Consider the following 12986-nt stretch of genomic DNA (forward strand, 5'->3'; position numbering starts at 1 on the left):
CAGTGATTTTCACGCCCAAAGGCGCTGTCGCCTTCACACGGGATCCATTCACCTGAAACGCATCGTACATGAAAAAACCCTCCCGAACCGCAGTTCGGGAGGGCTGATTCTTTTAGGATTATGGCACTAGGCCCTCTGTCCAGCGAGGGCTTACTTCAGGATACGGTTCCACCAGCCCTTTTTGGGCTGTTCCACCATGGGGTTCAGCTCCACCGAGGGATGGACCGCCGGGGCGGCGTCCTCGGCGGGTGCGGCCTTGGCCACCGGCTCGACCACCACGGACTCGGGCGCCGCGACGGGGGCCGCCGGCTCGGCGGTCGGGGCGGCCTCGGCCACCGCAGCCTCGGGGGCGGCGGGCTCCGTCTGAACCGGCGCCTCCTCAGCGGCGGGGACGGCTTTCTTGCGGCTGCGGGTGGCGCGCTTGGGCTTGGCGGGGGCCTCCTCCGCGACCGGCTCGGCGGCCGGGGCCGCTTCGGCCGGGGCGGCTTCCGCGACCGGAGCCTCGGTCACCGCCGGTGCCTCATCGGCCACCGGGGTGGCCTTCTTGCGGCTGCGGGTGGCGCGCTTGGGCTTGGCGGGGGCTTCCTCCGCGACCGGCTCAGCGGCCGGGGCCACTTCCACGGGGGCGGCGTCCGCCACCTGGGTCTCGGCGGCCGGCGTTTCCACCAGGACCGCTTCGGCCGAAGCGGCCTGCGCCACCGGCTCGGTGGCAGGGATGGACACGGCGGCCTCGCCGTCGGCCGGGGCGGTCACGCCCTGGGCGCCAACGCCCTCCTCGCCTTCGGCACCGGCCTCGATCTCCTCACCCTCGGCACCGTGGCGGCCACGACGGCGACCGCCGCGCTTGCCGCGCCGGCGCTTCTTGCGCTCGCCATTGGCATCGTCGCCCTCGGCCGCTTCCACGGCTTCGGCGCCTTCGCCGTCGGCGTCCTCCCCACCAGCCAGGCTGGCTTCCTCGGCGGGCTGTTCGCCCTCGGCCGCTTCACCGGCGTGTGGCGCGCCCTCGTACCGGTCCTGGCCGCCGCCACGGCGGCGACGGCGGCGACGGCGGCGATCCTGGCCATTGCCCTCACCATGGGTGGCCTCGGCCGTGGTCTCCTCGACCTCGTCCTCGGCGACCTCGTCTTCCACCTCGTCCACATGCTCCAGCGCGCGGTCGGTCTCGGCGTAGACGCGCTCGGCGCTGACGGCGGCGGCGGGCTGGTCGTCGGCGGCCGTGCGGGCGCGGATACGCTCCAGACGGTGGTCCGGCGGCACCAGGCTGTCGTCGGCCGACAGGAACACGCGGAAGCCGTAGCGGCGCTCGATGGCCGTCAGGGCGTCACGCTTCTGGTTCAGGATGTACAGGGTCACCGAGCTGGCGGCCGTCACCGTGATCTCGGTGGAGCGGCGGCGGATGCCCTCATCCTCGATGGCGCGCAGAACGGCCAGCGCGGCGCTTTCCAGGGACCGCACCATGCCGGTGCCCTCACAGTGCGGGCAGCGCTCGAAGTTGATTTCCTGCAGGCTGGGGCGCAGGCGCTGCCGCGACAGCTCCATCAGGCCGAAGGGCGAGATGCGGCCCAGCTGGATGCGCGCCCGGTCGGCCTTCATGGCCTCCTTCAGGCGCTTCTCGACGGCGGCGTTGTTGCGGCCGTCCTCCATGTCGATGAAATCAATGACGACCAGGCCGGCCAGATCGCGCAGGCGCAGCTGGCGGGCGACCTCCTCGGCGGCCTCCAGGTTGGTGCGCAACGCTGTCTCCTCGATGTTCCGCTCCTTGGTGGCGCGGCCGGAGTTGACGTCGATGGCGACCAGGGCTTCCGTCTGGTTGATGACGATGTACCCGCCCGAGCGCAGCTGCACCACCGGGTTGAACATGGCGTCGATCTGGTTTTCCACCTGGAAACGGTGGAACAGCGGAATGTCGTCCTTGTACGGCTGGATCTTCTTGGCGTGGCTGGGCATCAGCATGCGCATGAAGTCCTTGGCGGTGCGGTAGCCCGCCTCGCCTTCCACATGCACCTCGTCGACGTCGCTGGCGTACAGGTCGCGGATGGACCGCTTGATGAGGTTCGCTTCCTCGTAGATCAGCGCCGGGGCGACCGCCTGCATGGTCTGCTCGCGGATGTTGTCCCAGAGGCGCATCAGGTACTCGAGGTCGCGCTTGATCTCCTGCTTGGACCGTTCCATGCCCGCAGTGCGCAGGATGACGGCCATGCCCTTCGGGATGTCCAGCTCCTCCAGCAACTCCTTCAGGCGCTTGCGGTCCTGCGGGTTGGTGATCTTGCGGGAGATGCCGCCGCCCCGGGGGGTGTTGGGCATCAGCACGCAGTAGCGGCCGGGCAGGGACAGGTAGGTGGTCAGGGCCGCACCCTTGGTGCCGCGCTCTTCCTTCGTCACCTGCACCAGCAGGATCTGCCGGCGGCGGATGACTTCCTGGATCTTGTAAGAGCGCAGCGAGCGCGGACGGCGGCGTTCCTCGCCCTCCTCATCGGCGTGCGCGGCCTCGCCGTGGCCGTTCTCGTGCGGGGCGCGATCACCGTTGCGATCGTTGCGGTCACGGCCGCGGCGGCCCCGACGGCCCCGGTGGCGGCGGCGGTCGCCGCCCTGGCGGGCGCTCTCACCTTCGGCCGCTTCGCCTTCCGAACCCTCGTCACCCTCGGCGCCCTCGTCGCCTTCCTCGGCGTCGTCGTCCTCGCCGTCACCTTCCGTGAACTCGGCACCCTCGGTGAACTCGGCGGTCTCGCCATCGGCGTCGCCGCTAGTGGCGTGCCCGCCCGGCAGTTCCTCGGTGATGTAGGGCTGCTCGATGATCAGGGGCTGGGCCGCCGGGACGTAGGCGTCCTCGGGGTTGCCCTCGGGGACCACCAGGTCGGTCGCCACCGTCTCGTGCGCGCCGACCTCGTCGGCCACCGCTTCATAAGCGGCGGTGGGTTCGGCCGGCGGGGCCTCCCCGTAGCTGACGGCGGAGGCGCCGGCTTCCAGCAGGGGCGGGTGCTCCGCCGCGTGCAGGGCCTCATCCTCCTCGTGCTCCATCGCCTCGCGCTCGCGCTCCAGCTCCTCCTGCTCACGCAGCAGGGCTTCGCGGTCGGCGACCGGGATGCGGTAATAGTCGGGATGGATTTCAGAGAAGGCGAGGAAGCCGTGGCGGTTGCCGCCATATTCCACGAAAGCCGCCTGCAACGACGGCTCCACCCGGATCACCTTGGCAAGATAGATATTGCCCTTCAGCTGCTTCCGGCTGGCGATTTCGAAATCAAGCTCGTCGAGCTTGTTACCATTGACCACGACGACCCGGGTCTGCTCCGGATGCGTGGCGTCGACAAGCATACGCTTGGCCATTTTTTATCCTCATGGCACAGGGACGGCCGGCCCGCGCGACGAACGGGTTGACCGGTGTGCCACCGTTTAGTGCCGAAGCATCGGATCCCCATCGCCGCCGAGGGAAGAACACCCCGAAACGGCGCTTCCAGGAAGCGGCCAGCGGGGGGGCGGGCGACCGGAACCTGGCGCCGGCCCAGACTTTCAAAGGGGCCAGCGCCGGCTTCGTGGTTTCACAGGACCGAGCATCCTTCCAGGCGTCACACCCACGGATCGCATCACAGCGGACTTGGCTGGCTGTGGCACGAAACCCGGGGGCGACGCCCCGCCCCGGGGAGGGGCGGGCCAGGATGCTGGTTGTCGCGAATTCAAGATAAACACGGGGTGGCCCATACTACAATGAAAGAATCACGGCCCCCGGCGGTGGATATGGAGCGGAAACGGACCGGATCATGACGCGGGCGCCATTTCCAGCAGGCGCCGGGCCGCTGACGCGCGCCGCGCCGGCGCCGCCTAGGCGCCGTTTCTTAGGCAAGATCTCATGATCATGCTTGAAGCGATTGATTCAAGGGCGGTATAAGGCCCGGTGCTGAGCCCGTCTCGTTCTGTTTCGGGGGGATTCGTCTTGTCCGCCTTTGGGCGTCGACAACGTTTGTTCTGGGGGCACCGGGGGACGCCGCGCGCGGCCCTGGCCGGGACCCTGGCGGGCACCCTTTTCCTGATGGGCGCGACCATTCCCATGCCGGCTTCCGCCGGCAGCTTGGGCACCATTGACATGGCGCAGGCGCAGGTGTTGCGCGTGCCGTCCGCGCCCAAGCGCAGCGCCGTGTTGGCCGTGCGCCTGGGCTTGCAAGGCGACGAGACCCGCTTCGTCCTGGAGATGAGCGAGCGCACCGATTACCGGGTGGCCACCTCGGTCAGCCCGACGCAGGTGGTCATCGACCTGCCATCCGTCAATTGGCAGGCGGCCTTGCCCGGCGCCGGCCGGGGCCTGGTCAAGACTGTGCGCATGACCAGCAGCTTGACCGGGGCGGCCCAGGTGGTGCTGGAGACCGACGGCCCGGTGCGCGTGGCCAACGCCGACTTCCTGCCGGCGCGCGACGGCCACCCGCCGCGCCTGGTGCTGGACCTGGCCCATGGCGATCTGGGCAGTCTGATGGCCGCCGTCGCCGGCCCGTCCGCGCCGCCGACGCCCCGGTCCGAAGAGAAGGCCCTGGCCGTGTTGCCGGAGGCGCCGCCGCCGGGCGTTCCGTCCGTAGGGGCCGCTGTCGTGCCCGCCGCCAACCGCGTGGGCGCCCTGCCCACCCTGCCGCCCGACCCGCCACCCCCGCCCAAGGCGGCGCCGGTGGTGATGGTGCCGCCGGCGCCGGGCGCCAAGCCCGCCCTGCGCGACCGCACGCCCCTGATCGTGCTGGACCCCGGCCACGGTGGCGACGATCCCGGCGCCACCGCCGTGACCGGCGATCATGAGAAGGACATCACGCTCGCCATGGCCCGGGCGGTGGCCCGCGCGCTGGAGGCCACCGGCCGCTACCGCGTGGCGCTGACCCGGGACAGCGACGTCTTCATTCCCCTGCGCGAGCGGCCCGGCAAGGCCCGGGCGCTGGGCGCCGACCTGTTCATCTCGCTGCATGCCGACATCGTGGTGGGGCGGCCGGTGCGCGGCCTGTCGGTCTACACCTTGTCGGACAAGGCCACCGACCGCGAGGCGGACATGCTGGCCCAGCGCGAAAACCGGTCCGACGCCATCGTCGGCATGGATTTGGCGGACCAGAGCGCGCAGGTGGCCAGCATCCTGATCGACCTGGCGCAGCGCGACACCCGCAACCAGTCCCGTCGCCTGGCCAACCTGGTGGTGGAGTCGGTGGGGCGCGACATCGCGCTGTTGAACTCGCCCCTGCGCTCCGCCGGTTTCGCCGTGCTGACCGCGCCCGACGTGCCCGCCATCCTGGTGGAGATGGGCTACCTCTCCCATCCCACCGACGCCCGCCTGCTGGCCTCGGACAGCCACCGCCGCCGCTTCGCCGCCGACCTGGTGCGTGCCATAGACGGCTATTTTGGGCCGCGCCGCGTCCCCTCACGCAAATAAGCCACACTCGGCGCGACAGGCTGTCGCCGGCAGTCGTGCGCCTGGGGCATGCGCGCCGCCGCCGCCCGGACGGCGACAGGGCGGGCGCTTCCTGCTAGGGTGCCGCCGTCTTTCGGTTCTATCGCCTGCGGGTGTCGGTCGGTTCCATGCGCATTCTCGTCAAGCTGTTGGTCGTGCTGTTGATTCTGGCGGGCGCCGGCTGCGTCGGCCTCTACCTGGGCTATCGCCATTACGCGGCCGACCTGCCGGACTATCACCAGCTGGTGGACTACCAGCCGCCCACCGCCACGCGGGTGCAGGCCGGCGATGGCCGGCTGATCGCGGAGTTCGCGGCCGAGCGGCGGGTGTTCGTGCCCATCAGCCTGATCCCCAAGCGCGTGCGCCAGGCCTTCGTCTCAGCCGAGGACCAGAACTTCTACCAGCACGGCGGCGTGGATTGGCTGGCCATCGCCCGCGCCATGGCGACCAACGTGGAACGTGTGGGGCAGGACCGGCGGCCCATCGGCGCCAGCACCATCACCCAGCAGGTGACGCGCCTGTTCCTGCTGAACAACGAGGTCAGCTACGTCCGCAAGATCAAGGAGGCCATCCTCTCCTACCGGATCGAGGACGCGCTGTCCAAGGACCGCATCCTTGAGCTGTACCTCAACGAGATTTTCCTGGGCAACCGCTCCTTCGGCGTGGCGGCCGCGGCCCTGAACTATTTCAACAAGTCGCTGGATGAGCTGACGGTGGATGAGGCGGCGTTCCTGGCATCCCTGCCCAAGGCGCCGGACCGCTATTACCGCGACCGCTTCCACGACGCCGCCATCGCCCGCCGTAACTACGTGCTGGGCCGCATGGCCGAGGATGGCTACATCACCGCCGCCGAGGCCAAGGAGGCGCAAGCCCGTCCCCTGACCTTCCGCGACCGCCATTCCGAGGGACAGGTCGACGCCGATTACTTCGTGGAGGAGGTGCGGCGCGAGCTGCTGTCCGTCTACGGCGAGTCCAAGTTGTATGAGGGCGGCCTGTCCATCCGCACCACCCTCGATCCCAAACTGCAGCAGGCGGCGGTGGAGGCCCTGCGCCATGGGCTTGAGGCGTTCGACCGCCGTAAGGGCTGGCGCGGCCCGGTGGCCCACCTGGACGGCCCGGCTAACTGGCAGGACCAGCTGGCCAAGGCGACCCTGCCGGCCGGCGGTGAGCGCTGGCAGCTGGCGGTGGTGCTGAAGGCCGACGGGGAAGAGGCCACCATCGGCTTGAAGGGCGGCAGCCAGGGCAAGCTGCTGCCGGCCGACGTGCGCTGGGCCAAGCGTGCCGCTGCCCTGGCCACCGGCGACCTGATCATGGTCGATGCCGCGATGTCGGAGGCCAAGCCGGCGTCGAAGGGCCAGAAGGCGGAAGAGCCGGCGCCCATACCCGGCGTCTACGCCCTGCGCCAGATTCCGGAATTGCAAGGGGCGGTCGTGGCCATGGACCCGCGCACCGGCCGCGTCCTGGCCATGAGCGGCGGCTTCAGCGCCCGCATCAGCGCCTTCAACCGCGCGACGCAGGCCAACCGCCAGCCGGGCTCCGCCTTCAAACCCTTCGTCTACCTGGCGGCGCTGGACCGTGGCTTCACCCCCTCCAGCCTGGTGCTGGACGCGCCCTTCTCGCTGGAGCAGGGGGCGGGGCAGGAGAAGTGGCGGCCTAGCAACTACACCGACCAGTTCTACGGCCCGACGCCCTTGCGCGTGGGCATCGAGAAGTCGCGCAACGTCATGACCGTGCGCCTGGCGCAGAACATCGGCATGCCGGCTGTGGTGGAAGAGGCCAAGCTGTTCGGCATCAGCGACCACCTGGCGCCGGAACTGTCCATGGCGCTGGGCGCCGGGGAGACCACGGTGCTGAAGCTGGCGACCGCCTACGCCATGCTGGACAATGGCGGCAAGCGCATCACCCCGACCTTCGTCGACCGGGTGCAGGACGCCAGCGGCAAGACCATCTACCGCCACGACCAGCGGGCGTGTGAGGGCTGCCAGCTGACGCCGGGCTCCGTTGCCCCCACCGCTGACGTGGGCGCGGTGCCGGACGTGCCCGACACGCGCGAGCAGATTGAGGATCCCCGCACCGTCTACCAGATCGTCAACATCCTGCAGGGCGTTGTGGATCGTGGGACGGCCGCGTCGCTGCGGGTGCTGGGCAAGACCCTGGCGGGCAAGACCGGTACCACCAACGACAGCCAGGACGCCTGGTTCATGGGCTTTTCCCCCGACCTGGTGTTCGGCGTCTTCACCGGCTACGACCAGCCGCGCTCCCTGGGCGATCATGAGACGGGCGCCTCGGTGGCCGTCCCCATCTTCAAGGAGTTCATGGAGACGGCGCTGGCTGACAAGCCCTCGCTGCCCTTTCGCGTGCCGCCCGGCGTGCGCTTGGTGCGCGTGAACCCCGAAACCGGCCGCTTGGCCGAACCCGGCGACCGCAAGGCCATCTGGGAAGCCTTCATTCCCGGCACCGAGCCCAAGGGTGGCGAAGGCGTGCTGGACGGTGGTGACAGCGGCAGCGTCTGGGTGCAGGCCACCCCGGCGGCGCAACAGCAGAGCACGCAGATGGGAACGGGAACGGGGACTGTTTATTGAGTATACCTCAGGTGTAAGCAAACGGGCCGCCTCAGCGATGGGGCGGCCCGTTCCGTTTCTTGCGCTGGCTTACGCGGCCGGCTTCAGGCGGGCGGCGGCGCTGGAGTGGGACAGGTTGGGCTTCAGCTTCTGCCGGGCGTCCTCATAGGCCTGCCAGTCGGCTTGGTTGGGCAGGGCGGGAATGGTGATCAGCTCGCCCTGGTCCAGGCCGACCAGGGAGGCGTCGACCATCTCTTCCGCCGACATCACCCATTCCTGCGGCAGGTTGTCGGCCGGCACGCCGGCCACATCCCAGAACTCCGTCCGCGTGGCCCCGGGCAGCACGGCCTGGACTCGGAGGCCCTTACCTGCCAGCTCATGATGCAGAGATTGAGTGAATGCCACGACGAAGGCCTTGGTGCCGCCGTAGGTGCCGTTCATCAGCTCCGGCACGATGCCAACGACGGAGGCGATGTTGATGACCAGGCCGCCGCCCCGCGCCACCAGGCCGGGCACCGCCGCGTAGGTCAGACGGGTGAGGGCCGTGACGTTCAACTGGATCATCGCCTCCATGGCGTCCACGTTGCCCTCCAGCAGCGGGGCGGTCGCCCCCACGCCGGCATTATTGACCAGGGCGGTGATGCCGCGGTCTTCCCGCAGGCGGGCTTCGACGGCGCGCAGGTCGGCCGGTTTGGTCAGGTCGGCCGCCAGCACCTCCACTTTGCGCCCGGTCTCGGCCGCCAGGCGCTGGGCGTGGCTCTCCAGCCGGGCGGCGTTGCGCGCCACCAGGATGAGGTCATAGCCGCGGCGCGCCAGGCGATCGGCATAGATGGCGCCGATGCCGGAGGAAGCGCCGGTGACGACAGCGGTGCCCTTGGAGGAAGAAGTGGTGCTCATGATCCGGTTTCCCTTGAGGCCGGCGGGATGCCGGCGTTGACAAGGGAAGAATACGAGCGCACGGTCATGACCTGAATGTCATTGATGCCACCTTTTAGGACATCATGTCCGGCAGGGCGTTGCCGTCAGGGTGTTGGAGGTCGCCATGCGGCGCGTTGGTCTCGTCGTCTTCCCCGGTTTCCAGATTCTGGACCTGGTAGTGGTCACGGTGTTCGAGGTGGCGAACGTCATCGCCGGGCGCGCCATCTATGACGTGCACCTGGTGTCGGAGACGGGCGGCCTGGTCGTCAGCTCCGCTGGGGTGGCCGTGGACAGCCGCGCCCCGGACGAGCTGGCCTATGATACGCTGATGGTGGCCGGGCAGATGGAGATCACGCCGACATCGCCTGGGCTGGTGGACCTGGTCCGGGACGCTGCTCGTGTTTCCCGCCGCACGGCCAGTGTTTGCACCGGCGCCTTTATCCTGGCCGAGGCTGGCCTGTTGGAAGGCCGGCGGGCCACCACCCACTGGGTCTATGCTCGCACGTTGCAGCGGGATTTTCCGGCGGTGCGTATGGATGAGGACTGCATCTTCATCCAGGACGGACCCATCTGGACCTCCGCCGGCATGACCGCCGCCATCGATCTGTCGCTGGCCCTGGTGGAGGCCGACCTGGGTGTGGAGATATCGCGGGCCGTGGCGCGCAAGATGGTGGTCTATCATCGCCGTCCGGGCGGACAGTCCCAGTTCTCCGCCCTGCTGGAGCTGGAGCCCCGGTCCGATCGCATCCAGAAAGCGCTGCGCCACGCCCGCGAAAACCTGACGGCGGATCTGTCGGTGGAAAAACTGGCGGAGGTGGCGAACCTCAGCCCCCGGCAGTTCAGTCGCGCCTTCCATGCCGAAACCGGCCAGTCGCCGGCCAAGGCGGTGGAAAACTTGCGGCTGGAGGCCGCGCGCGTGCTGATGGAGGAGGGGCGGCATCCCATCGAGATCATCGTGCGCGAAACCGGCTTTGGCGATCGTGAGCGCATGCGCCGCGCTTTCCTGCGCGCCTTCGGCCAGCCGCCCCAGGCCTTCCAGAGGATGGCGCGGCTCAGCGCCTGATTAAAAAGTATTTTAATCGGCCATGGGCTAAGGGCGATGTATACGGGGAAATATAACGAAAATCCCATAGGAAGTCCCCGTCATGGTCCGTCACACTGCCGTCGGCGCTGTGGTGTCAAGTTTGCTTGTCTTTGGCGCCCTGGCTGGCCCGGCGCGTGCGGCAGGCACCGATGCCATCAACGATTACTTCAACAATTGGTACGCCCGCGTGGATCAGGCCCAGTCGACCCAGCCCAGCTGGGTGACGCCCCTGGTTACGGTGACCCCGCGGCTGGAGCAGGAATTCCGCTTCGACCAGACCAACCAGTACCAGGGCACCGGCGCCATGGTTCGCAACTATGGCGGCGGCAAAGGCCTGGAGTTGATCCCCACCGCCACCACCGAGGTGGTGCTGAACATCCCGCCCTACCAGGTGCGCAGCAACGTCAAGCCGGTGCAGGGCTTCGGGGATGACCCCGTGCTGCTGGTGAAGCAGCGCCTGCTGTCCGCCAATGCGGAGGAAGGTGACTACATCGTCACGGCCTTTCTGGGCTTCCAGGCGCCCACCGGCATCAAGGCCTTCACCAACGACGCCTGGCTGGTGACGCCAACGCTGGCCGCCGGCAAGGGCTTCGGCCGCTTCGACGTGCAGGGCACCGTGGGCGTGGCCATCCCCATGGCGCATGAGAACACCATCGGCACGGCGGTGGCGACCAACGTCACCTTCCAGTATCACCTGGACGACTATTTCTGGCCGGAGCTGGAGGTGAACGACACCTACTGGTCCGGCGGCCTGCGCGACGGCAAGAACCAGGTGCTGCTGACCCCCGGCATCATCTTCGGCCGCTTTCCGCTGGGCAGCCATTCCAAAGCCAACTTCGGCTTCGGTTACCAATTCGCCGTTTCGCCCAGCCTGCAGCGGGAGCCGGCGCTGACCCCGACCCTGGACCACGCCTGGGTCTTCACCGGCCGCGTCTCGTTCTAGGCGGGCCGGTCAGGTTGGGACGCTCAGGCCGCCCAGGGTGTTGCGCAGGGCGGCCGCCTTGTCCCCGCCATTGGCCGCCTCGAATTCCCGCTGGGCTTCCCGCCACAGGGGGGTGCCGGCGCGCAGGGCCTCGCGGCCTTTGTCGGTCAGGGTGATTTCATGGCTGCGCCGGTCGGTGGGGCAGGGGGTGGTCTGGATCAGACCCTCCCGCTCCAGCGGGCGCAAATTCTTGCCGGTGGTGGTGCGATCCAAATCCAGGCGCGCCGCCATCTCGTTCACCGACAGCGTGCCGGCCTCGTACACCATCGCCAGCATCGAGAACTGCGTTATGCGCAGACCGGTGGGCGCCAGTTTGGCGTCATAGAAGTTGGTCATCCGCCGGGCCGCCCGCCGTAGGGCGCCGCAGTTGCAATGGGCGACGCCGTCGCGCTGCTGGTCGAAACTCATTCCGCTCTCCTTCCGCCGCTGTTTTATCAGGCGCTGGCGCACCGCGCCAGATAGGAGTATATGCGTCTATATAAGAGCATATCCTCCTATTCATCAAGATGGGGACGCGTATCATGACCACCGACATCGGCACGGCGCCGGCCGAGACCTTATCCGAGGCCGGGGAAGGCGCCCGGGTGGAGGCCAGGCCGGTGCCACCCGCCCGCCACGCCCTGCTGCACGGGGCCATCGTGCCCACCATGCTGCGCCTGGCCCTGCCCACCATCGTGGTGTTGGTCATCCAGACGGCCGTCGGCGTGGCGGAGACGTATTACGTCAGCGCGCTGGGCACGGACGCCCTGGTGGGGGCGGCCCTGGTGCTGCCGGTTTCCATGCTGATGACCATGGTGGCGGCCGGCGGCATCGGCGGCGGCGTGGCGGCGGCGGTGTCGCGTGCCATGGGAGCGGGGCGGGCGCGCGACGCCAACGCCCTGGTGTTCCATGCCCTGGTCCTCGCCGCCGCCTTTGGCCTGGTCTTCACCCTGGCGCTGCGGCTGGGCGGGCCGGCGTTGTACCGGCTGCTGGGCGGCACCGGCGGGGCGCTGGACGCGGCGCTGTCCTATTCCGGCTGGCTGTTCGCCGGCGCCATTCCGGTGTGGATCATCAACCTCATGTCGGCCGTGCTGCGCGGTATCGGCAATGTACGGGTGCCGGCGTTGGTCACCCTGGTGGGGGCTGCGGTCATGATCCCGCTATCGCCCTTCCTGATCTTCGGCATCGGGCCCATCCACGGTTTCGGTGTCGCCGGCGCCGGCATGGCGGTCAGCGGCTATTACACCGTGGCGGCGGTGGCGTTGCTGGGCTATCTGGCGCGCGGTCGCTCGGGCCTGACCCTGCGCCGCGTCCCGCTGGAGGGGCGCTTGTTCCGCGACATCCTGGGCGTGGGCGTCGTCTCGGCCCTCAGCGCCTTGCAACTGAACCTGATCACCATCCTGGTGACCGGCGCCGTCGGCCGCTTCGGGACGGAGGCGCTGGCCGGCTTCGGCATGGGCTCCCGCCTCGACTACCTGCTGATCCCGCTGCTGTTCGGCCTGGGCACGGCGGTGTTGACCTTGGTGGGCACGGCCATGGGGGCGGGAAACCAGGCCCGGGCGCGCCGCGCCGCCTGGATCGGCGCCCTGATGGGGGCAGCGGTGACCGAGGCGATCGGCCTGGGCGTGGCGCTGTGGCCGTCCGCCTGGGTCGACCTGTTCAGCCATGACCCCGCCGTGCTGGCCCATGGCGCCCATTACCTGCGCACGGTGGGGCCGGTCTATGGCGCGGTCGGCCTGACCTTCATCCTGGGCTTCGCCTCCCAAGGCGGTGGCCGGCCCCTGTGGGCCTTCCTGGCGGGTACGCTGCGCCTGATTGTCGCGGCGGGGCTGGGTTGGCTGGCGGTGGGTCTGGGCGCCAGCCTGGGCACCCTGTTCGCGCTGGTGGCCGCGGCCTCCCTGGCTTCGGCCGCGCTATGCGTCACCGCCACCCTTACCGGTGCCATCTGGCGGCCGGGGCGGGAGTGATTCCGCAAGGTTGCATTAACTGTATATTGCAATCTTTTAAGTTGACTAACTGAGCGCTCCACGCCAGAAAAGTCGGGCAAGACCA

At 69.0% G+C, this 12986-nt stretch carries 8 protein-coding genes; 5 read left to right on the forward strand and 3 right to left on the reverse strand.

All coding sequences use genetic code 11. From position 1 onward, the window contains the following. Positions 1–150: 150 nt before the first annotated feature. Positions 151–3324: an Rne/Rng family ribonuclease gene (locus tag UAA55_RS16105; protein ID WP_322953983.1), complete on the reverse strand. Its 3174-nt coding sequence runs from the start codon at positions 3322–3324 to the stop codon at positions 151–153. 718 nt (positions 3325–4042) lie between these two features. Here UAA55_RS16105 and UAA55_RS16110 point away from each other — a divergent pair. Together UAA55_RS16110 and UAA55_RS16115 are read left to right on the forward strand one after the other, a co-directional pair. Beyond that, positions 4043–5392, forward strand: a complete 1350-nt coding sequence (locus tag UAA55_RS16110) for an N-acetylmuramoyl-L-alanine amidase (RefSeq protein ID WP_322953984.1) — start codon at positions 4043–4045, stop codon at positions 5390–5392. Between the two features lie 146 nt (positions 5393–5538). Further along, entirely contained in the window at positions 5539–7992 is a 2454-nt protein-coding gene (locus UAA55_RS16115) for a penicillin-binding protein 1A (RefSeq protein ID WP_322953985.1), read from the forward strand. A gap of 69 nt (positions 7993–8061) precedes the next feature. Here the strand turns inward: UAA55_RS16115 and UAA55_RS16120 are convergent, their stop codons facing one another. After that, positions 8062–8868: an SDR family NAD(P)-dependent oxidoreductase gene (locus tag UAA55_RS16120; protein ID WP_322953986.1), complete on the reverse strand. Its 807-nt coding sequence runs from the start codon at positions 8866–8868 to the stop codon at positions 8062–8064. A gap of 145 nt (positions 8869–9013) precedes the next feature. Here UAA55_RS16120 and UAA55_RS16125 point away from each other — a divergent pair, with 145 nt between their 5' ends. Together UAA55_RS16125 and UAA55_RS16130 are read left to right on the forward strand one after the other, a co-directional pair. Then, positions 9014–9952 carry a GlxA family transcriptional regulator gene (locus UAA55_RS16125; RefSeq protein WP_322953987.1) on the forward strand — a complete coding sequence of 313 codons (939 nt, stop codon included), beginning with the start codon at positions 9014–9016 and terminating at the stop codon, positions 9950–9952. 82 nt (positions 9953–10034) lie between these two features. Further along, positions 10035–10916 carry a hypothetical protein gene (locus UAA55_RS16130; RefSeq protein ID WP_322953988.1) on the forward strand — a complete coding sequence of 294 codons (882 nt, stop codon included), beginning with the start codon at positions 10035–10037 and terminating at the stop codon, positions 10914–10916. A gap of 9 nt (positions 10917–10925) precedes the next feature. On the opposite strand, the gene UAA55_RS16135 is transcribed toward UAA55_RS16130, so the two are convergent. Continuing rightward, a complete protein-coding gene (locus UAA55_RS16135) occupies positions 10926–11363 on the reverse strand; it encodes a MarR family winged helix-turn-helix transcriptional regulator (protein WP_322953989.1) in 438 nt (145 codons plus the stop codon). A gap of 113 nt (positions 11364–11476) precedes the next feature. Between UAA55_RS16135 and UAA55_RS16140 the strand changes: the two genes are divergently transcribed. Continuing rightward, positions 11477–12901, forward strand: coding sequence for an MATE family efflux transporter (locus UAA55_RS16140; protein ID WP_322953990.1), 1425 nt, complete (start codon positions 11477–11479; stop codon positions 12899–12901). The last annotated feature ends 85 nt before the right edge of the window (positions 12902–12986 follow it).

It is taken from the genome of Nitrospirillum guanabarense (genome assembly GCF_034653355.1).
GTDB lineage: Bacteria > Pseudomonadota > Alphaproteobacteria > Azospirillales > Azospirillaceae > Nitrospirillum.